This window comes from Pigmentiphaga litoralis (assembly GCF_014651835.1).
Lineage (GTDB): Bacteria > Pseudomonadota > Gammaproteobacteria > Burkholderiales > Burkholderiaceae_B > Pigmentiphaga > Pigmentiphaga litoralis.
In genome coordinates, this window is sequence record NZ_BMXQ01000001.1 from 1363943 (window position 1) to 1385444 (window position 21502).

Genomic DNA, 21502 nt, shown 5'->3' on the forward strand with positions numbered 1-21502 from the left:
GGTCACTCCGCCTGGATGTTGGCCGCCTTGATCACGTCACCCCACAAGGCATACTCGCGATCGATGCGGCGTTTGAGCTCCGCCGAATCACCGACATTGAGCGTGTAGCCGCCGTCGGTCATGGACTTGCGAAACTGCGGGTCCTGTCCCACTTCCTTCAGGGCCGCCTTCAGCCGGTCTTCCACCGCGGCCGGCAGTTTCAACGGCCCGACCAGGGCGTACCAGCCCGTCACTTCGTAGTCGGGCACGCCGGCTTCGATCATGGTGGGCACCTCGGGCATGCCCGCATTGCGGGTGCGCGACGTGACCGCCAGCGGCCGGGCCTTGCCGCTCTGGATATACGGAATGGCGGTGCTCGTAATGTCGAACATGAACGTGATCTTGCCGCCCACCATATCCAGCATGGCCGGGGCATTGCCGCGATACGGCACATGCAGCATCGGCGCGCGCGTTTCCTTCTTGAGCAGTTCCGCCGACAGGTGGTTGGAGGCGCCCACGCCCGCCGACCCGAACGACACCTTGTCGGGATGCTGCCTGGAATAGCTGACCAGTTCCTGCACATTCCTGACCGGCACGTCGGGCCCGACCATCAGCACATTGGTGTAGTCGACCACCAGTCCGATCAAGGAAAAATCGGTACGGGGATCGAAGAGCTTGCTGCGCTGGACCTGTGGCGACATGGTCAGCGTGGGGCTGGCGGCAAAGCCCAGCACGTAGCCGTCGGGCGCCGTCTTGGCAGTGGCGTCGGACGCGATCATGCCGCTGGCGCCGGCGCGGTTTTCCACCACCACCGTCTGGCCCAGCCGTTCGCCCAGGTACTTGGCGAATACCCGCGCGGTCGTATCGACCGGGCCGCCCGGGGCGTAGCCCACCAGCAGGCGGATGGGCCGATCGGGATAGGTGTTGGCGTGCGCGGCAGGCACGGTTGCCAGCAGCATCGCTGCGGCGAGGCCGAACCGGGTCCGGAAAAATGGGGTCATGGGTGTCTCCGTCGTTGTTATGGTCGTCTTGATGACGTTGTGGTCGCGCGGGAAAACGATTCGGGAAAACCTTGTGTGCAGACAGGGGGTGACGCAGGCCGAAAACCTGAATGCGTCAGGCCGGCGCGCGCGCCGGGACACGTTCCCGCAGCGGCTGCTTCAGGATCTTGCCGCTGACGGTGGTGGGCAGCGTGTCGATGGCGATCAGCCGCGCGGGCCGTTTATAAGGAGCCAGCCGATCCCGCAAAAAGTCGCGCAGAACGCCGAAGTCGACGTGCGCACCCGGCAAGGGTTCGACAAAGGCCACCACTTCTTCATTGCGGTCAGCCTCTTCCACACCGATCACGGCCGACGCGCGCACACCCGCAAAGGCGTTGATGACGCTTTCCACTTCCAGCGGATACACGTTGAAGCCCGAACGAATGATCAGGTCCTTGGTTCGCCCGGCAATGAACAATGCGCCGCTGTCGTCGATGTAACCCACGTCCCCGGTGTCAAGCCAGCCGCCGGGGTGCAGCGTGCTCGCGGTGAGTTCAGGATTGCGGTAATACCCCAGCATGACGCCGGGGCCGTGGATGAAGATGTCGCCGGTCACGCCACCAGCGCGGGACGGTTCGTCCAGCGGCCCGATATGCACGGTCACGCCTTCGACGGGATGGCCTGCGGACGCATCGTCGCGGGGCGCATCGATATCGGTAATGCACATCGACCCCGCATACTCGGTAATGCCGTAGCCGTGATGCATGGGCAGGCCGAAGTAGTCCTGCACCCTGGCCTTCAGGGTCGGGTCCAGCGCGGCGCCGCCGGTGTACAGGTAGCGCAGCGCGGGCGCCTTGACCTTGTTTTGCGGCGCGACGGCCATCAATCGCGAAAACATGGTGGGCACGCCCTGCAGGATTGAAATGCCGGGATGTTCGAGCGCGGCAAAGACGTCGGCCGCATCGAAGCGGCTGCGGACCACCAGGCTGGCGCCGGCATAGACCGACGCCATCAGCACGGTCGCAATGCCAAAGATGTGCGAGAAGGGCAAGGCCGCATACCCGATATCGTCGGGTGTCAGCCGCCGCGACGCGCTGGAGATGCGGCCAAAGTGGATCAGCCCTTCATGCGGCACCATCACCCCTTTCGGCGCGCCAGTCGTGCCGGATGTGTAGATGACGCAGGCGACCCGATCGGCCGGCACGCTGGTGTCGATCCCGGTGCGTTCGCCCGCATCCACGCCCGCGGCAGCCCAGCTGACCCGGCACCCTTCGGACCACACCGCGGGGTCGGCCGCTGTTGCCTCGTCCGCATCGGCATGGGCCGCGGCCGCTGTCGACACCTGCGTGGTGTACAGCACCAGGGCTGGCGTCGCATGCGCGCGGATCGCGCCCAGCTCGCGCGGGCTCAATCGTGCATTCACACTGACCGGCCAGGCGTGAAGGACACTGCACGCGAACAACGCTACCACCATGTCGCTGCAGTTTTCGCCGACCACCATGACGCGGTCCCCTTCGCGCACGCCTTGCGCGCGCAGCCATGCCGCGGCGGCTTGCGTGCGCTGCCACAGCCCGCCATAGGTCAGCACGCCGCCGCCCTCCTCAAACAGGGCGACGGCTTGAGGTCGTTCGCGGGCCTGGTGCGACAGCACGTCGTGAATGCAATGGAAGGTCAAGGAAGAAGACATGGCGGGCAACCGAAATTAGAAAGAAGACGTTCACCGCGCGTGCTCAATGCCGACCGCGATCAGCATTGAGCCCGTGCAGGATTGAGCAGCGTCAAAAGTGAGCAGAGGGTGACACCTATCCCTACAACGTCGCCGCTGTCCCAAGAATCGCCGTGGACTGACTCGACAAGGTCCCGCCGTTGCCATGCACCAGCGCGACGTCAGCGCCATCCACCTGCCGCGCGCCGCACTCCCCGCGCAACTGCCGGACCGCTTCGATCATGATGAAGACGCCGTACATGCCAGGGTGAATGCAGCACAGACCGCCGCCGTTGGTATTGACCGGCAGGCGTCCCCCCGGCGCGATGGCGCCGCCGCGAACGAAGTCTCCGGCTTCGCCTTTTTTGCAGAAGCCCAGGTCTTCCAGGAACAGCAGCGTGTTGATGGTGAACGCGTCGTACATCTCGGCCACGTCGACATCGGCGGCCGACATGCCAGCCATGCGGAACGCCGCCGCGCCGGACTGCGTGGCCGCCGTCACCGTCAGGTCGTCCATGGAAGAGATCTGGCGGTTCCACACGGCGGTGGCATTGCCCAGCACATAGACCGGCGGCCGCGCCAGATCGCGCGCGCGGTCGGCCCGCGTCAGCACGAAGGCGCCCGCGCCATCGGTGACCAGGCAACAATCGCGCACACTGAGCGGATCGGAAATCATGCGCGCCGACAGGATCTCGTCGAGCGTGGTGGGCGTGCGTTGCTGCGCTTCGGGATTGAGCTGCGCCCACTTGTTCGCGGCCAGGGCCACTTCGGCCAGGTCCTCGCGCCGCGTGCCGTATTGGTGCATGTGGCGCGCTGCCGCCATGGCGTACGAGCTGAGCGGGTTGAGCGGCTCGTAGGGCGCTTCATAAGGCTGCGGATCGAAGGACTTGCGCACGCGGGCGATCTCGGCGCGATTCAGGCTGGACGTGCGCTGCGTGCTGCCGTAGCAGACCAGCACGGCGTTGCACTGGCCCGTGGCCAAGGCATGCATGGCAGGCAGCAGATGCGCGACGAAGCTCGAGCCGCCCAGCATGGTGCTGTCAATGAACGTGGGCCGGATACCCAGGTGCTCGATCACCGGCATGACCCACATCGGCGCCGTCACGCTGGCCGTGCAGATGCCGTCGATGTCCTGCAGCGTCAGGCCAGCATCGCTCACCGCGCGGTGCGCTGCCTGCACCAGAATCTCCATTTCGGTAAAGCCGTTCGCCTGGCCGAGGCCAGCGTGACCCACGCCCACCACCGCCACCGCGCCCCGCAAGGCGTCCAGCGTCATCACGCCCGGTGCGGCGGTCCCCTGCGTCGTTGTCCCGCGCGCCGTCATGCCGCCACCCCGCCGTCGGCCCGGGCTCCCGCATGTGCCGATGGCCCTGCCGCGGACACCGCCGAAGCCCCCGCCGGCACGAACACCACCTTGCCGCCTTCTTCCGACATCAGCACCCGCGCTTGTACCGCCATGCCTATCGTCACGTCGGCGGGCGCGATGCCATCGACGCGCGCCATCATGCGCACACCTTCGGCCAGGTCCAGCAGGGCCACATTGCGATCCCCACCGTCCTGCGGACGCCCGCGCACCACCGTCGTGGAATAGACCGTGGCCGCCCCGGACGGCGCATACCAGTCCAGCCGATCGCTGCCGCAATGCGGGCACACCATGCGCGGATAGAACACCGAGGTATCGCAGGCCTTGCAGCGCTGGATCAGGAACTGCCCCTGGTCCAGCGCGCGGCGATAGTGGAGCTCCGCACCGACCGCGCTGGCGGGCGGCGAGCCGGACTTGTCAGGAAAAGGGGGCGCCATGCTGTCTCCTTGTGTCTCATCGTTTTATGTGGCTTATCGTTGGACGCAGTGTGGCCGCGCGCCGTTGCGGCTGACCATTCTTCATTCCCGAACAAGGGGTTCCAATGCCATGAAGCGCACTGGCAGCCCTAGGCGCGGTATGGTTACCGGTGAGGAGACACGACCATGAACCTGACCTGGACCGACGACGAAAGGCGCTTTCGCGACGAGGTGCGCACCTTCGTACAGACCCATCTGCCATCCGATATCCGCGACAAGTCGCTGCGCCAGCAGCGGCTGGAAAAGGACGATTACCTGCGCTGGCATCACCTGCTCAATGAACACGGCTGGGGCGCACCGACCTGGCCGAAGGAACACGGCGGCACGGGCTGGAACCCGCTGCAGCGCCTGATCTTCGAAGTCGAATCCTTTCGCGCCGGCGCGCCGCGCATGCTGCCCTTCGGCCTGACCATGCTCGGCCCGGTGCTGATGAAGTTCGGCAGCGCCGAACAGCAGGCCCGCTTGCTGCCCCGCATCATCCGGCTCGACGACTGGTGGTGCCAGGGGTATTCCGAACCCGGTTCGGGGTCCGACCTGGCGTCGCTCAGCACCAAGGCCGTCAAAGACGGCGACGACTATGTGGTCGATGGCCAGAAGACCTGGACCACGCTGGCCCACTATGCGGACTGGATCTTCTGCCTGGTCAGGACCGACCCCGACGCCAAGCCGCAGCGCGGCATATCCCTGCTGCTGATCGACATGCGCTCGCCCGGGGTCACGGTGCGCCCCATCCGCACGCTGGACGGCGGTCACGACGTGAATGAAGTCTGGCTGGACAACGTGCGCGTGCCGGTCGGCAATCTGGTCGGCGAAGAGAACGCCGGCTGGACCTACGCCAAATATCTGCTGGGCCACGAGCGCACCGGTATTGCCGGGCTGGGCCATTGCCGCCGCGAGCTCGATGCCATCCAGGCCTTGCTGGCCGGCAGCGCCGACGACGGCGCGCCACTGGCGCAGGACCCGCGCTGGCGTGATCGCGTGTCGCGTCTGGAGATCGATATCCTGGCGCTTGAAATGCTGTTGCTGCGCGTGGCCGCCGAAAGCGACGGCTCGCCCGGACCGGAAACGTCCATGCTCAAGATCCGCGGATCCGAGATCCAGCAGGACCTGGCCATGCTGCGCATGGAGCTGGCCGGCCCCGACGCCTGGCCGTACGACCCGGCGTGGCTGGAAGCGGATACCGATGCCGACGTGCCCGGACCCGACGGCGCCGCCCGCACCAGCGCGGCCTATGTGGACATGCGCAAGACGTCCATCTACGGCGGCACGACCGAGGTGCAGAAGAACATCATCGCCCGCATGCTGCTGGGCGGCTGATCCCCTACGACGAACCGGACAGAACCCTCATGGACTTTGTACTGAGCGACGAACAACGCATGCTGGCCGACAGCCTGCGCCGCCGGGTGGGCGAATTCTGGACGCTGTCCCGGCGCCGGCGCGCGCGCACCGAGGCCGCCCTGGATGCCGACGCGTGGTCGGCACTGGCCGAGCTGGGCGTGCTGGGCCTGACGATTTCCCCGGACCACGAAGGCTACGGCGAAGACCCGGCCAGCCTGTTGCCGGTGCACGTCGAACTGGGCCGTGGCCTGGTGGCCGAGCCCGTCATTCCCAGTGCGGTGATCGCGGCCACCGTGCTGGCGCAGGCCGGCAATCACGACGCACAGGCGCGCTGGCTGCCAGGCATCGCCAGTGGTGAAGCGATCCTGACGCTGGCCTACCTGGAGCCCGGACGCCGCTACGCCGTACGCCCGGCCAGCACGCACGCCAAGCGGGGCGCGTCGGGCTGGGTGCTCGATGGCGAAAAATCGGCCGTCTGGCATGGCGGCGCGGCCACGGCCTGGATCGTGTCGGCTGCCGATGAAGCGGGTGAGACCGTCCTGCTGATGGTGCCGCGCGACACGCCCGGGGTCGCGGTGCTGGACACCCCGACCCTGGATGCGACCCGCGCGGCACGGCTGACCTTGACCGGGGTGCAACTGGACGACAGCGCCCTGCTCGCGCACGGACACGCCGCCGATACGGCGATCGAAGCCGGGTTGCACTGGGGGATCGCCGCCCTGTGCGCGCATGCCGCCGGCGCCATGGAGCAGTTGCTGGCCATGACGGTCGACTACCTGCGCACCCGCAAGCAGTTCAACCAGCCGCTGGCCGCGTTCCAGGCCTTGCAGCACAAGCTGGCCGACATGGCGATCGCCAAGGAATTGGCGTTGTCGATGGCCTATGTGGCCGTGGCCGCCCTGACCGAACCCGACGCCACCGAGCGCCGCCGCCGCATTTCCGCCGCCAAGATCGAAGCCGCCCGCGCGGGCCGTCTGGTGGGGCAACTGGCCGTGCAGCTGCATGGCGGCATGGGCATGACGGACGAACTGGAGGTGGGGGACTATTTCAAGCGGCTGACCGCCGTGGACCTGGTGCTGGGCGACACTGCGCACCACTACGCGCAGATGGCCGCGCTGCCTCTGGAGGTGCCGGATCCGGGTCGCGGAACGGCGGACACGAAGGACCCGACGACGGAACGGACCGCGCCCACGACGACCGCATCCACGACGACTACCTCCACGACCACCGCAGGCAAGGAGCGCACGGCATGACGACGGCACCCGACAAGCCAGCATCTGAAACCACCGCATCCAATGCCGCGGCAGGCAATGCAGCGGCATCCTTCCCCCCAGCCTCCGTGCCCGTTGCCTTGCAGCCCACCGCTCAGGCGCTGCCTGTCGTCGACACGCTGCTGTTCACCTACGCCGCCGGCGTCGCCCGCATCACCCTGAACCGGCCCGAGCGCCTCAACAGCCTGTCCGCGCAGATGTTTGCGGATCTGGCTGCCGTGCTGTCTTTTCTGGAAGCACAAGCCGACCTGCGCGGCGTGGTGCTGACCGGCGCCGGCCGGGGCTTTTGCGCCGGGCAGGACCAGCAGGAACGCCCGCCTCTGCCCGACGGCCAGCGCCGCGACCTGGGCATCGGCCTCGACCAGAATTACCGGCCCCTGGTCCTGCGCCTGCGGGCATTGCCCGTTCCGGTGATGTGCGTGGTGAACGGCGTGGCGGCTGGGGCCGGCCTGAGCCTGGCCCTGGCCTGCGACGTCGTGATCGCCGTGGAATCGGCCCGATTCATCCAGGCGTTCGACAAGATCGGGCTGCTGCCCGATGCGGGCGCGACCTGGTTCCTGCCCCGCCTGATCGGTCAGGGCCGGGCCATGGGCTGGACGCTGTCGGGCGAGCCGCTGACCGCACAAAAGGCCGAGCAGTGGGGCCTCATCTGGCAGTGCATTCCTGACGTACAGCTCGAGGACACGATCGCGGCCACCGCCGCGCGGCTGGCCGCCGGCCCGACCCGCGCCCACGCCGCCGCAAAGCGCGCCCTGCTGGCGTCGTCCGACCAGACACTCGAACAGCAGTTCGATCTTGAACGGGACCTGCAACGGGAACTCGGGTACTCGGCAGACTATCTGGAAGGCATCACGGCGTTTGCGCAGAAGCGCAAACCGGCATTCAAGGGCACCTGACCGAAAGGTGCATGGCGGAGGGTGCGGCAGGCGTGCGCCATCTTCCGCCGATGCCGGCTCAGGTCGTCTTGAACAGCACCACGATGCGGCTGAACGGCACCGTGCGGTCGACCGTGATCGCGTTCCTGCCGCGTCCCGCGTAGGTATTGACCAGCCGCATCCCCAATCCCGTGCCCTGGGGTTTGGGGAAGGCATCCGGGAAGCCTGCGCCCTCGTCTTCCACCGTCAACCTCAGACCATCGCCGCTTGCTTCCAGGAACACGCGCACGTCACCCTTGCCGTACTTCAAGGCGTTGGTCACGAGTTCGGCAGTGACCAGGCCCAGCGGCGCCAGCCGCCGCGCCGGCACCGTGATGGTCGGTGACGCAAACACGATCTGCCGGTCCGATGACAGGACCTGCAGGTCGCCGATCAGCCCGCTCAGGTAGGCGCCGGCATTGGTCGCCTCGACGCCGCTGTCTTCGTACAGCCGTTGGTGCACCGACCCGACTGTCATTACCCGGGTGGCCGCGACCTGCAGGTGCGCCGACACCGTGGCGTCGCCGCTCAGGTCACCCTGCAGCGCCAGCAGCGTCTGCACCAGCTGCAAGCTGTTGCGCACCCGATGATGCACTTCCTTCATCATCAGTTCGGAGCTGTACAGCTTGTTTTCCTGCATGGACACAAGCGCGTTCAACTGCTCTTCATGCGCATGCCGTTCCGTGATGTCCCGCGCCACCGATACGACACGGGCAATCACGTCATGCTCGTTGCGGATCGGCGAGATGGATACGTCCCACCACTTGGCCACGCCCATCTCGGTCGGACACATCCCTTCGAAGCGGCTGGCGACGCCCTGCAGCGCCTGGTCAAACGCGGCCTGCGCCCTGTCGGTGTCCTCGGCATCCCAGAAGGCCACGTAGGGCCGGCCCTTGACCGCTTCGAAATCCGCGATTTCGAGCTGCGTCACCCCGTGCCGGTTCATGAATTCCAGGTTGCCGTCGGCCGTCACCACCATGATGCAATCGGTGCTGGCGTTCAGGACGGTTTCGGAAAAGTGGTCGTAGCGCTCCTTTTCGTCGGCTTCGGCAACGACCCGTTCGCGTGTCATCGAGATGACGTTGGCAACGGCCTCGAGGAACACCAGGTCGGTTTCGGAAAAGTCCTCGTCGTCGGCGCTGTCGGCTTCGAGCACACCGTAGGATTCGGGCACGCCGCGGATCGGCACGTTGACGGCGCGCTTGATTCCGTATCGGACCAGCAGATCCGGGGTGCGGAAACGGTGTTCGTTGCCCAGGTGGTTCGAGATGACCGCCCGGCCGCTGACATAGGCGTGCCCGGCGGGACTGGCGTCGTCCGCCGACAGCTCGGTCGTGCCGATTTCGTCCTGCGCCCACCCGGTACCGGCTTCGAGCAGCAGGGTGCTGCTGTCGTGGCGGTAACGCAGCACCTTCACGAAACGGGCGTTCAGGCCAAGCGCGACCACGCGGCAGGCCTCCTCGATCACCCGCTTGATGTCCCGGGTTTTCAGCGCCCCGATCGCAAAGTCGACGGCAAGTTCATGCTGCCGCTTCAACCTGGCGCTGGAGTTGCTGAGAGCCGCGGTGGCGACTTCCTGGGGGGGCTGCTGGGACATTCACTACCTCGATACCGTCGCCGCTAGAGGTAGGGGCATCCGGAACTGTTCCGAATCATAACCGCGAGGACGCCCTGCTCATGCACACAGGCCGTGCAATGGAACGAAACCAACACGGTTTGCCCCACCACACGGCCTGGCTGACATCCAGCTGAACAAGGCGGCCCTGCAAGCGCCCCGCTTTGGCCCTTTTTGTCCCTGTTCGGCCTATTTTCGGCCTTCCACTGCCCTTAAACGGCGATTGCCCGCATCAGGGCATCGACATCCCCCGGATTCGATGTGCTCCCTTCGGCGACCACTCTGCCCCTTTCCAAGGCATAAAAACGGTCGCACAGGGTCAGTGCGCGCGACACGTTCTGCTCCACCAGCAGAATCGACTGGCCTTGTTCCTTCACCTGGCGCATCACCGAAAACAGTTCGTCGACCACCATGGGCGCCAGCCCTTCGGTGGGTTCGTCGATCAACAGCAGACGCGGCTTGCCGAGCAGCACGCGGGCCACCGCCAGCATTTGCTGTTCGCCCCCGGACAGCGTCGTGCCAGCCTGCGCGCGCCGTTCGGCCAGGCGCGGAAAGCGGGCATAGATGTCGGTCAGTCGCGCCTGCTCCTCGGCGCGCTTGAGCCGGGGACCCTGCATGAAGCCCATCTCCAGGTTTTCTTGTGTGCTCAGTCCTGGAAAGATCCGCCTGTCTTCGGGCACGAGGCCCACGCCCAAATGGCAGACCTTGTCGGCCGACAGGCCCGACAGCCGTTTGCCGTCGAACTGGATGTCGCCGCCCGTCAGCGGCAGCCAACCCGCCACCGCCTTGATCGTCGTGGTCTTTCCCACCCCGTTGCGGCCGAACAGGCCAACGACTTCCCCGGCGCCAACCCGGATGCTCAACCCCTGCAGCACATGACCCAACCCGTAATGCACGTGGACGTCATTCAACTCAAGCATGGGCGGCCTCCGCACCGTGGGTGGGAGCGGCCTCGCCGAAATACGCGGCCTGCACGCGGGGGTCGGCGCGCACCGTGCGCGGCGGGCCCTCGGCCAGTTTCCTGCCCTGGGTCAGCACCACCACATGATCGGACACATCCATGACCAGGCCCACGTCGTGTTCGACCAGCACGATGGACACGCCGCCTGCCAGCCGTTTGATCAGGGCTGCCGTGTCCGCCGTATCCGCATGCGACATGCCCTGCGTCGGCTCGTCCAGCAGCAACAGACGGGGGCGGCAGGCCAGCGCCACGGCGATCTCCAGCCGGCGTTGCTCGCCATGCGACAGCGCGCCGGCCAGGTCCTGCGCCCTGGCCTGCAAGGCAAACTCTTCCAGCAGTTCATCGGCCCGGGCCGACGCGACATGGGACGACGCCAGCGGCCGCAGAGCCAGCCATCCACTCTCCAGTACCTGCGCCGCCAGCCGCAGGTTTTCGCGCACGGTCAGGTCCACGAACAGGTTGGTGATCTGGAACGACCGTGCCAGCCCCGCGCGCAGCAGCTTGTGCGGACTCCAGCCTGTCACGTCAACGCCATCGAAAAGCACCGTGCCGGCGGTGGGCCGCAAGGCGCCGCTGATCAGGTTGAACAGCGTGCTTTTGCCCGCGCCGTTGGGTCCGATCAGGGACGTGATGCCGCCGCGCACGACCTGCAGGCTGACGTCGTCCACTGCGCGCAATGCGCCAAATCGAACGCTCAATCCACGCACGTCCAGCAAGGGTTCGGACGGTGCCGCCGTTGGGCTCATGGTCATTTTTTCTTCCTTAGCGCGCCCACCAGCCCCGATGGGAAAAAGATGACGGCGGCCATGAACAGCAGACCGATCACAATCAAATGATGTTCGGTATACGTGCCCACCACCGACTTCAGGCCGAACAGGATCACGCTGCCGTACAGCGCGCCGATCAGCGTTCCGACCCCGCCCAGCACCACCGTAATGACCGCATTGCCCGACGTCTGGAAGTACAGCAGTTCGGGAGACGCAAAGCCGCGCAACATCGGGTATAGCGCCCCCGCGACCGACGCGATGGTGGCCGCCAGCACGAAGGCCGCCAGCTTGTAGCGCCACGGATCGAAACCCAGGAATGACAGCCGCAAGGGGTTCGCGCGCAGCGCCTGCATGTTGCGCCCGAAGGGGGTGTCGAGCAGGTAGGCCAGCAAGGCGTACATCAACATGATGACGACCAGTACCACCAGGAAAAAGCTCAGGGGATCGGACGCGGAGACGGTGTACGGCCCCACGCCGATGCGCACCACCGGCACGCCCATCAACCCGTCGGACGCGCCCAGCGCCTGCACGTTGTAGACCGCCTTGGCCGCGATCTGCGCCAGCCCGAACATGATCAGCGCAAAGTAGACGCCGCGTGCGCGGATCGCGATCAGCCCGGACACGACACCGGCCGCGGCGCCCGCCACGGTCGCAATGGCCAGCACACTCCAGAACGACATCCCGGCATCGCGCAGCAACAGCCCCGACAGGTACGCGCCAAAGCCGAAGAACAAGGCCTGGCCGAGGGACAGCAGGCCCGCGATACCCAGCAGCAGATCCACCGCCATGGCCAGGCCGCCAAAGATCAGGGCTTCGGTGGCAAGGCGCAAGTAGAACGTATCGCCGGTCCACCAGGCGGCCAGCGCGGCCAGCAGCGCAAGCACGACAAACGCAGTGGCCAGGCCCGCGCGCCGGCGGGGGGCAGGAATCGTCTGATCAACCATGACCGAGCCTCCCGAACAATCCCTGGGGACGGAACATCAATACCAGCACCATGATCCCGAACACCAGCGGGTCGGACCACACCGGCGAGATGTACAGGCTGGACAAGGCCTGCACCTGCGTCAGCAACAGGCCCGCCACGATGGCCCCTTTGATGCTGCCCAGCCCGCCCACGATCACGACCGAGAACGCCATCAGGATAAAGTCCTTGCCCATGGTGGGGAACACCGAATACACCGGCGCAAGCAGCACGCCAGCCAGCCCCGCCAGGGCGACGCCAAACGCAAAGGTGCCGGCATACACCCGCAGCACGGGCACGCCCAGCGACGCCGACATGTGCCGGTCGTAGGCCGCGGCGCGCACGATGGCGCCCAGCCGCGTGCGATACACCACCCACCACACACCGGCCACGATCACCAGTCCGACCCCCATCAGGAACAGGCGATAGGTGGGGAACATCATGCCGAGCAGTTCCGTGGCGCCCTCGATGGGCGATTCGGGCTTGAGCGAGTTCGGGCCGTAGATCAGCTTGAACACGTCTTCCAGAACGATGGCCATGCCGAAGGTCAGCAGCAGCGTCAGGATGTGCCGGTCCTTGTGGTGGAACACCCGCTGAATGAGCAGGCGCTCGGTGGCATAGCCCACCGGCAGCATGACCAGCGGCACCAAGACCAGCACGATCCAGAAGCTCAGGCCGGTCAGCAGCAAGGATGTCCCGAGGTAAGCGCCCAGCGCATAGAACTCGCCGTGCGCCATGTTGATGACGTCAAGCAGGCCAAAGATGATGGTCAGCCCCAGCGCCATCAGGATCACGGCCACGCCGAGCGACAGGCCGTTGACGACCTGCGGCGCATAGACGAACTGCAGACTCTCGAGCCAGGCGCTCATGTCGGTTCCTTGATCGTTGCGGCGGGATGGCTCACCAGCGTTTGCAGGTGCTGGGGCCGATGGCCTTGTCGCCCTGCACCTTGCTGATAATGGTGAAGTCGCCCTTGACGATCCGGACCGCATACATGTCCTGAATGGCCTGGTGGTCGGCGGCGCGCATGGTCTTCTCGCCTTGCGGGGTGTCCCACTTCAGGCCTTCCATGGCGGCGCGCACCTTGGCGGTTTCGGTGGACTTGGCCTTTTCCACGGCGGCCTTGTAGAAGTACAGGACGCCATACGAATCGGCCCCATACAGATCCGGCGCGATCTTGTTGGCCTTGATGAAGTCCGCCACGAAGCGCTTGTTCTGCGGGTTGTCGATCTCGGGGGTGTAGCCCACGCCGGTCACGAAGCCTTCGGCGTTCTTGCCGATGGCCTTGATGTTCTGCGCCGTGATGGCGCCCGACACACCGATCATCGTAATGTTCTTGTTGATGCCGTATTCGGCCAGCTGGCTGAAGAGGCGCACCGTGTCATTGCCCGCGGTCGACGTATAGAAGACCTGCGGACGCGCCGCCCGGATCTGTCCGAAGTAGCTCGAATAATCCTTGCTGTCCAGCGGCGCGAAGAGCTCGCCGTTGGCCTTGATGCCGCGCTGCGTGGCTGCATCCTTGAAGGCAGCCACGGTGCTGCGGCCCATTTCGTAGTCGGGGCCGAGCAGGAACAGCGACGCGCCCGGCTTGTCTTTGGCGAGCCATTCGGCCAGCGCAACCGATTGCTGCCCCGCCTTGGCGTTCACGCGAAACACGTTGGGCGAACATTTGTCGCCAGTGATCGCATCCGAAAACGATACGGTCGTGGCGATCAGCTTATCGTTGCGTTCTGCAACTTGTCCCACGGCTAGCGTCGATCCGGAGTTCACGGTGCCCGTCAGGAAGTCGACCTTGGATTGCTGGAACAGTTTCTCGGCCTTCTGCACCGCGACCTGCGGGTTGGCTTCTTCGTCTTCATACAGCAGTTCGACCTTGCGGCCCATGATGCCGCCGGCGGCATTGATTTCGGTCAGCGCAAGCTCCAGCCCCATCTTGACCTGCGCGCCGATCGGCGCGTAGGTGCCCGACAGCGGCGTCACGACACCGATGCGCAGCGGGCCCGTCTGCGCATGGGCCGCCGGCGCAACCGCGCCGAGCAAGCCAGCAGACCAGAGTGCGGCGACGGCAGTTCTTTGTAGCGTCTTCATGGCAAGTCTCCTGTAAGCGACCCGTTGCCCGGGTTCACATCGTGTGGGGTACGAAGGAATCGAACCCGGTTCAACTGCCCTTGAAAGCCGGCTTGCGTTTGCCGTGGAAGGCTTCGACACCTTCACGAAAATCGTCGGAACTGCGCAGCCGTGAATAGCAATGCCCTTCCAGCTCGATGGCAATCGACAGCGGCGCATCTTCCGTGTCGTTCAGCAATTTCTTGGCGGTGCGCTGGGCCAGCGGCGAGAACGCCCGCAGCTCGTCCACCAGGGCATCGGTGGCCTTTTCAAGATCGGCATCGGCCACGCACTCGACCGCGATGCCCCAGTCGTACGCTTGCGGACCGGGAATACGGCGCGAGCGCATGACGATGTCCTTGGTGCGGCCCACCCCCACCATCTTCTGCAGGCGGGCCGACCCGCCCGATCCCGGGATCTGCCCCAGCTTCTGTTCGGGCAGCGCATACAGCGTCGTGTCGGTCACGATCCGGAAATCGCAGGCCAGCGAAATCTCGAAGCCCACGCCGAAGCAGTAGCCCCGGTTGGCCGCGATCACCGGCTTGCAGCAGCGGAACGGCGCGGCCACATTCCAGGCCAGGGCCGACACTTTTTCTGGCGTGGCCTCCATGAAGCCCTTGATGTCGCCGCCGCTGGAAAAGTGCTCGCCAATGCTGCGCAGCACGATGACGCGCACCCGTGGGTCCGCATCCAGAGCTTCGAATACCAGGCGCAACTGGTCGCGCTGCGGCATGGTGATGACGTTGAGCGGCGCACGGTCGAGCACGATGTCGGCACGTTCGCGCGCGGCATCCACCTCCACCCGAAAGCCTGAAAGATCGTCCAGCAGCGACTGCGCGGGGTGTGTGAGGTCAGACACTGTCTTGCTCCTTGGAAAGGGGATGTTCGGGTTCATAGTCGCCGGCGACCAGGCAGCGCCGCAGCACTTTGCCCACGGGCGATTTGGGAATGGCCTGCACGAACACATAGTCGCGAGGCCGTTTGAAATTGACGAGGTCGGACGTGCGGCACCAGGCGTCGAGCACGGCGGAGTCGATCGCCGTGTCGGCGTGACGATGGCGTTTGACGAAGGCCACGACCCGTTGGCCCCACCGCTCGTCTGGCAGCCCCGCGACGGCGACTTCATCAACGCCGGGGTGCAGGGACAACACCGATTCGATGTCCACGGGCGAGATGTTTTCGCCGCCCGAGATGATCATGTCATCGACCCGGCCGGTCACGAACAGGTCGCCATCGGCATCGACATAGCCTGTGTCGCCCGTGAAGTACCAGCCGCCGCGTAGCGACTTGGCGTCGGCATCGGGACGATTCCAGTAGCCGTCGAAGGCTTCGTCGCCCGCCAGGTCGGCAATGATCTGCCCTTCCTGTCCGGCTGCGATGCGCGGGTGCGGCGCAACGGCGTCCAGGGGCACCACGCCGATCCGGGTGTTGATCCCGGCGCGCCCGGCGCAGCCCGGCTTGGCCACCGCATCCTGGTTGATGGTGCAGGTATAGACCTCGGACGACCCGTAGTGGTTGACGAAGAGTTCCGGCTTGAACGCCGCGTCGATGCGCTTAAGCAAGGCGTCGTGCATGGGCGCGCCGGCAAAGCCGATCTTGGTCACCGATGTCACGTCGGTCTGCGCAAAGGTTGGGTGCGCCAGCATGTCGTGATACAGCGTCGGGACCAGGTACAGATTGGTGATGCGTTCGCTGGCGATCAGGCGCAGCACCGCTGCCGAGTCGTAACGCGGCACGCACACGAACAGGCCATCGACCATCGCCATCGACAGCAAGGACCGCACACCCATCGTGTGATACAGCGGCATGACGCCCAGGGTGCGTTCGCCGCGCCGATAGCTGTTCTGCGCCACGTGCGCCAGGGCGGCCGCGCGTTCCTGCCGATGGCGGCGCGGCACGCCCTTGGGCTTGCCGGTCGTGCCCGACGTGTAGAGCATCAGGGAGATGTCTTCCGGACCGGCCGCCAGGGGCGGATCCTCCCGGTCCAGCGGCGGTGCGATCAGCAGATCGTCGAAGGACAGGGTGGGCGGATTGGCCTGGGTGCTGGGGTCGGTCTGCACTGCCTCGGCCTGCCCCACCAGAATCCGCGCCATCTGCTGCGCCCGTGGCGAACCGGCTATCGCATCCGCGCTGACCGCTTCGAACACGATGGCCTTGGCGCCGGAATCCACCGCGCAGTATTCGACTTCATCGGGCTTCGCGCGCCAGTTCAACGGCGTGTCCACCACGCCCAGGAACTGGCAGGCCCAATGCAGCGTGGCCATTTCCCAGCGGTTCTGCAGCACCACCAGCAGGTGGTCGCCGCGGCCCAGGCCCAATCCGGCAAGCCCGCCCGCGACATGGCACACCTTGTCGAACCACTCGGCATAGGTCAGCCGGATATCGCCATCGATGATGGCCAGCGCCGTGGGGCTGCGCTCCACGCTTTGCAAGAAGGTGCGGCCCAGATCAAGCATGATTGTCCTCGTGTTCGGCAGGCGCCTGCGCTTGCCGGGATGACGCCACGTCCAGCACGGCCATCACGATGTTGGTGTAGCCGGTGCATCGGCACAGATGGCCCGACAGCATCTCGCGCACGTCGGTCTCGCTCGGGTCCGGGCGGCGTTGCAGGAAGTCGCTGCACGACATGAGGATTCCCGCCGTGCAGAATCCGCATTGCAAGGCGTGATGCCGCTTGAAGGCCTGCTGCAGGTCGTCCAGAACCACGGCCGTGGCCGAAGACGGCGCGCCGGCCGCAGCCTGGGCCAGCCCTTCGACGGTATCGATGCGACTTCCCTCGGCCTGCGCCGCCAGCATCATGCAGGCGCGCACCGCCGAGCCATCGACCCGCACCGTGCAGGCGCCACACACGCCGTGCTCGCACCCCACGTGCGTGCCGGTCGCGCCCAGTTCGTGCCGCAGGAAATCCGCCAGCGACGTGCGGTTGTCGCATCCGCCGCTGCGGGCCTGGCCGTTCAGCTGGATCGAAATCGTCGTGCGGCTGCGTTGTTCAAGTGCTTTCATGCGCTTGCCTCCTGAATCACTCGGCGCCCCAGGCGGCGCACCAGATGCCGCCGATACTGCGCACTGGCATGCTGGTCGTCCTGGGCCTCCAGGCTCCATGCAAAATCGTTGAGGGCGTCATCCAGTGCGGAACCTGACAGGCGCTCAATATTGAGCAGCCGCGGGCGATCCGACACCCCTCCCACTGCCAGCCGTATGCCGTCGGCATCCACGCAGGCAGCCAGCGCCGCGATCGCAAAATCGCCATGACGCTGCGCCATCTCGGCAAAGGCATAGCGCGTCCCTTCGCGATGCACGGGGTAGCTCACGTCTTCCACCAGTTCGTCCGGCCGGCGGGCCGTCATCAACATGCCTTGCGCAAACGCATCGGCCGACAGTTCGCGGCGGCCCTGGCGCGACCGCAGGCCGACACGCCCACCCAGCGCCAGCAGCACCACGGGCAGTTCCGCGCTGGGATCGGCATGCGCAATCGAGCCGCACACGGTGCCGCGATTGCGGATCTGGAAATGCGAGATGTACGGGAACGCAAGCTTGAGCAGCGGCACTTCGGCGCCCAGCGTCGGGCGCCATTCCACGCTGCCTTGCGTGGCCGATGCGCCAATCACGAGTGCGTCGTTGGCGACCCGCGCATAGGCCAGGGGCGCGATGCGGGAAATGTCGATCACCACCTTGGGTTGCGCCAGCCGCATGTTGAGCGCCGCCATCAAGGACTGCCCGCCCGCCAGGATGCGTGCATCGTCCCCATGCCGGGCAAGCAGTTCCAGCACCTCGTCGACCGTGTCGCAGCGGTAGTAGTCGTAAAGACCGGGCTTCATGACGCGTCTCCTGAGTCACCCGACGGGGGGTTCGCTGGCGATGTCTCGTTACCGCTCCGCTTGCCACCGAACATTCGGGCCACCATGCGGCGCCACAGCGACGGGCGGCCGGCCGTCGATACCGACGTCGATGACGATGCAGCGGCCGATGGCAATGCACCTGCGCCCGCCTGTTTGCCCAATTGTTCGAACAACTGCTTCAGCACGATCTTGGCCGCGCCTTCCAGCATGCGGCCGCCGACCGCGGCCACCTTGCCGCTTACATCGGCACGGTAGTCATAGCTCAGCCGTGTGCCTGTGCCCGACGGCGTCAGCACCACGCTGCCGCTGCCGCTGGCCGTGCCCAGCGACGAGGTTCCTGCCCCGGCCAGCCGCAGCCGATGCGGCGGATCGATCTCCGACAGGCCGATCTCTGCCGCATAACGGGCCTTGACCATGCCAACGCCGAGCGTCACGTCGGCGCGATACTGGTTCTCACCGGTGCGCTCCAGCGCATGGCAGCCCGGAATGACCTTGGCCAACGCCACCGGGTCCAGCAGGACCGCAAAGATCGCTTCAGGGGTGGCAGCCAGGTCGACGCTGCCTTGCGCGCTGAGCCCCTTGCCTGCCTTGCCCGAGCCCTTCGCGGCCGGATTCGTGGCCGGATTGCCGGCAGTCTCGCTGACGGTGTCCGGCACGTTGCCGGACGCTGTCGTCGACGCAACACCCCTGCCACTGGGCGCCTTGTCTTCCATCCCCATCAACGTCATGACCCGCGACGGCGTCAGCGGCAGCACCACATTGGCCACGCCCAGCGCGTCCGCCACCGCATTCGCGATGCAGACCGGCGTGCTCATGTTGTTGCCCTCCCCCAATCCCTTCGCACCCAGGGGCGTGAACGGCGATGGCGTCGACATGTGCACGATGACCGGCTCGGGCACCTCGCACGCCGTCGGGACCAGATAGTCCGCAAAGGTGCCGGACTGGAAACTGCCGTCGCCACCATAGGCAAACTCTTCCATCAGCGCCGCGCCCAGGCCTTGGGCAAAGGCGCCGCGGATCTGCCCGTCGGCCAGGTCCGGATTCAACAGGGTGCCCGCGTCATGGCAGGTGACGTAGCGATCGATCCGCACGCGGCCGGTGTCGGGGTCCACTTCCACCGCGCAGATGTCAAAGGCAAAGCCATAGGCTGCGGACGTATTGACCCGGTCATCTTCCGTCGGCGCTTCAAGCTGCTCAGGCGTCCAGAACACCGTTTCCCGCAGCCCGACTTCCACGCCCTGCGGCAGCAAGGCCGGCGCCCAATGCGGACCGGCGGCGAGCCGCGCGAAAGGCAATGTACGCTCGGGCGTGGCGCCTGCAAATACCTGCCCGCCGGCGAAACACACCGCCGCCGGCTCACAGGCCAGCAACGGCGCGGCAATGGCGGCCAGCTTGTCGCGCAGCTTGACGGCAGCCAGATGCAGCGTGCCCGCGACCGCACCGGCAAAACGGCTGGAATAGTTGCCCGCCGCAACGGACCACGCATCTTTCTGGCTATCGAATTCGGCATTGACCGTGATGTCTGCCGGACGCAGGCCGAACACGTCGGCCACGACTTGCGCGGCCGCCGTACGATGCCCCTGCCCTTGCGGCGTCGAATCGATCAACGCCGTCACGCCACCCAGCAAGTCGATCGACACCGTGGCCGACGCGATCGCGCCGTTCTTGGGGCCGGCCTTGGCGCGCTGCTCGGGCGTCAGCGCCGTCGAGATATAGCCCATGTTCGAAATCGACGGCTCGACGATCGCCGCATAGCCGATGCCATACAACCGCCCTTCCCGCCGCGCGGCCTCGCGCCGCTGCAGCAAGTCGGCCAGCCCGCCCTGGTCCGCGGCCAACGACAGGCCCAGCGGATAGTTCCCCGAATCCAGCAACGCGCCGGCCGCGGCGCGATACGGAAAGGCATCGGGCTGGATGAAGTTGCGGCGATACACGTCCAGCGGGTTCAGCCCCAGCTCGACCGCAATCCGCTGCATCAGCCGTTCAAGCGCGAAATACACCTGCGGTCCGCCAAACCCGCGTACCAGTCCCGCCGGTGTCTTGTTGGTCAGCACGACGCGATTGCGCACCCGCAGATTCGGGATCGTGTACGCCCCGGTCAGGCAGCCGTGCATGCGATAGAAGGTGGCGGGCTCCGGCGCCCGCAGGTAGCCGCCCACGTCGTCGAACTGATCGAAGTCCAGCGCCAATATGCGGCCATCGTCTTCCACGGCCGCCTGGATGGTCGACACGCGGCCGGTGGCCGAGGTCGCGGCCACCAGGTGCTCCAACCGGTCTTCCACCCATTTGACCGGCGCCCCGGCCTTGCGCGACGCCAGGCACATCATGACGATGTAGGGAAACACACCCTGCTTGACGCCAAAGCTGCCGCCGGAATCGGGCGGCGTGCGCAGCCGCAGTCGTGCAGCCGGCAGCTGCAGCGCCAGCGCCATCACGGTATGCAAGGAAAACGGACCCTGGAAGTTGGAGGTGGCCTCGTACCCTTCATCGCCCGGCATGAACTCGGCCAGCACCACATAACACTCGATGGGCGTGCACGAATTGCGGGGGTACTGAACGGTCAGGCCAACGCGGTGCGGAGCCGACGCAAACGCGCCATCAGGATCGCCGTATGAAAAGTGGCGGTCGCTGGGCACGTTGCTGCCCACGGCCGGATGCAGCAAGGCGGCATCCGCAGCAATGGCGTCTTCCACATCCACCACCGCCGGCAAGGCCTCGTACTGAACGACGATGGCATCCAGCGCGTCTTCGGCCAGGGCACGGGTTTCGGCCATGACCACGGCCACCGGTTCGCCGACATAGCGCACGGTGTCCACCGCCAGGCAGTAATGTTCCATCGGGCTCTTGACGCCGACCACGAAGGGCCGGGTCCAGGCCTTGACGTCTGCGCCAGTCAACACGGCGCGCACCCCTGGCCAGGCCAGCGCGGGCGCGGCATCCACCGACAGCACCCGGGCGTGGGCATGCGGCGAGCGCAGCACGGCCGCGTGCAAGGTGCCGGGCCGGGCGCCCAGGTCGTCGGCGAAGCGGCCGCGGCCTGTCAGCAGCGCGTCGTCTTCGACGCGTGGCATCCGTTGACCGACGTGGGCAAGCTTGCCCGCGTCCTGTTCTGCTTTCACGTCTCTGTGTCCCGCCGACGATCGCATCAGCTGCGCCATCGGTCTTCATGTCGATGGACGCAGTCTAGGCAGCGGCGGGGCGAAAGGCCTTACCGAGGAATCCGGTCA

The 21502-nt window shown here is 66.3% G+C and carries 18 protein-coding genes; 3 read left to right on the plus strand and 15 right to left on the minus strand.

Features of this window, described 5'->3' with window-relative positions:
- Positions 1–2: 2 nt before the first annotated feature.
- The 4 genes from IE116_RS05985 to IE116_RS06000 form a co-directional block, all read right to left on the minus strand.
- On the minus strand, positions 3–980 hold the full coding sequence (locus tag IE116_RS05985; RefSeq protein ID WP_189610666.1) for a Bug family tripartite tricarboxylate transporter substrate binding protein: 978 nt from the start codon (positions 978–980) through the stop codon (positions 3–5).
- 115 nt (positions 981–1095) lie between these two features.
- Positions 1096–2646: a class I adenylate-forming enzyme family protein gene (locus IE116_RS05990; protein ID WP_189610668.1), complete on the minus strand. Its 1551-nt coding sequence runs from the start codon at positions 2644–2646 to the stop codon at positions 1096–1098.
- Positions 2647–2767: 121 nt separating this feature from the next.
- Positions 2768–3940 carry a thiolase family protein gene (locus tag IE116_RS05995; protein WP_189614468.1) on the minus strand — a complete coding sequence of 391 codons (1173 nt, stop codon included), beginning with the start codon at positions 3938–3940 and terminating at the stop codon, positions 2768–2770.
- 44 nt (positions 3941–3984) lie between these two features.
- Positions 3985–4464, minus strand: coding sequence for a Zn-ribbon domain-containing OB-fold protein (locus tag IE116_RS06000; RefSeq protein ID WP_189610670.1), 480 nt, complete (start codon positions 4462–4464; stop codon positions 3985–3987).
- A gap of 165 nt (positions 4465–4629) precedes the next feature.
- On the opposite strand from IE116_RS06000, the gene IE116_RS06005 reads away from it, so the two are divergent.
- The 3 genes from IE116_RS06005 to paaG are packed head-to-tail and all read left to right on the plus strand — an operon-like array spanning position 4630 to position 8008.
- Positions 4630–5820, plus strand: a complete 1191-nt coding sequence (locus IE116_RS06005; protein ID WP_189610672.1) for an acyl-CoA dehydrogenase family protein — start codon at positions 4630–4632, stop codon at positions 5818–5820.
- 29 nt (positions 5821–5849) lie between these two features.
- Entirely contained in the window at positions 5850–7094 is a 1245-nt protein-coding gene (locus IE116_RS06010) for an acyl-CoA dehydrogenase family protein (protein ID WP_189610674.1), read from the plus strand.
- Positions 7091–8008 (plus strand): 2-(1,2-epoxy-1,2-dihydrophenyl)acetyl-CoA isomerase PaaG, encoded by a 918-nt coding sequence (gene paaG, locus IE116_RS06015; RefSeq protein ID WP_189610676.1) that lies wholly within the window; start codon positions 7091–7093, stop codon positions 8006–8008. Before IE116_RS06010 ends, paaG begins: the two co-directional genes overlap by 4 nt.
- A gap of 58 nt (positions 8009–8066) precedes the next feature.
- Here the strand turns inward: paaG and IE116_RS06020 are convergent, their stop codons facing one another.
- From IE116_RS06020 to IE116_RS06070, 11 genes are all read right to left on the minus strand, one after another.
- Positions 8067–9623: a sensor histidine kinase gene (locus tag IE116_RS06020; protein WP_189610678.1), complete on the minus strand. Its 1557-nt coding sequence runs from the start codon at positions 9621–9623 to the stop codon at positions 8067–8069.
- A gap of 230 nt (positions 9624–9853) precedes the next feature.
- A complete protein-coding gene (locus IE116_RS06025; RefSeq protein ID WP_189610679.1) occupies positions 9854–10561 on the minus strand; it encodes an ABC transporter ATP-binding protein in 708 nt (235 codons plus the stop codon).
- Entirely contained in the window at positions 10554–11354 is an 801-nt protein-coding gene (locus IE116_RS06030) for an ABC transporter ATP-binding protein (RefSeq protein ID WP_229828016.1), read from the minus strand. Before IE116_RS06030 ends, IE116_RS06025 begins: the two co-directional genes overlap by 8 nt.
- A complete protein-coding gene (locus IE116_RS06035; protein WP_189610681.1) occupies positions 11351–12313 on the minus strand; it encodes a branched-chain amino acid ABC transporter permease in 963 nt (320 codons plus the stop codon). Before IE116_RS06035 ends, IE116_RS06030 begins: the two co-directional genes overlap by 4 nt.
- The gene (locus IE116_RS06040; RefSeq protein ID WP_189610683.1) at positions 12306–13199 is read right to left on the minus strand and encodes a branched-chain amino acid ABC transporter permease; all 894 of its coding nucleotides are present in this window, start codon (positions 13197–13199) and stop codon (positions 12306–12308) included. The genes IE116_RS06035 and IE116_RS06040 overlap by 8 nt, the downstream gene beginning before the upstream one ends.
- Before the next feature lie 31 nt (positions 13200–13230).
- Positions 13231–14418, minus strand: a complete 1188-nt coding sequence (locus IE116_RS06045; protein WP_189610685.1) for an ABC transporter substrate-binding protein — start codon at positions 14416–14418, stop codon at positions 13231–13233.
- 70 nt (positions 14419–14488) lie between these two features.
- Positions 14489–15295: an enoyl-CoA hydratase/isomerase family protein gene (locus tag IE116_RS06050; protein ID WP_189610687.1), complete on the minus strand. Its 807-nt coding sequence runs from the start codon at positions 15293–15295 to the stop codon at positions 14489–14491.
- Positions 15288–16892, minus strand: coding sequence for an AMP-binding protein (locus IE116_RS06055; protein WP_189610688.1), 1605 nt, complete (start codon positions 16890–16892; stop codon positions 15288–15290). Before IE116_RS06055 ends, IE116_RS06050 begins: the two co-directional genes overlap by 8 nt.
- On the minus strand, positions 16885–17439 hold the full coding sequence (locus IE116_RS06060) for a (2Fe-2S)-binding protein (protein WP_189610691.1): 555 nt from the start codon (positions 17437–17439) through the stop codon (positions 16885–16887). Before IE116_RS06060 ends, IE116_RS06055 begins: the two co-directional genes overlap by 8 nt.
- Entirely contained in the window at positions 17436–18254 is an 819-nt protein-coding gene (locus tag IE116_RS06065) for an FAD binding domain-containing protein (RefSeq protein ID WP_189610693.1), read from the minus strand. Before IE116_RS06065 ends, IE116_RS06060 begins: the two co-directional genes overlap by 4 nt.
- Complete coding sequence (locus IE116_RS06070; RefSeq protein WP_373303036.1) at positions 18251–21421, minus strand: xanthine dehydrogenase family protein molybdopterin-binding subunit; 3171 nt, start codon at positions 21419–21421, stop codon at positions 18251–18253. Before IE116_RS06070 ends, IE116_RS06065 begins: the two co-directional genes overlap by 4 nt.
- Positions 21422–21502 lie beyond the last annotated feature (81 nt).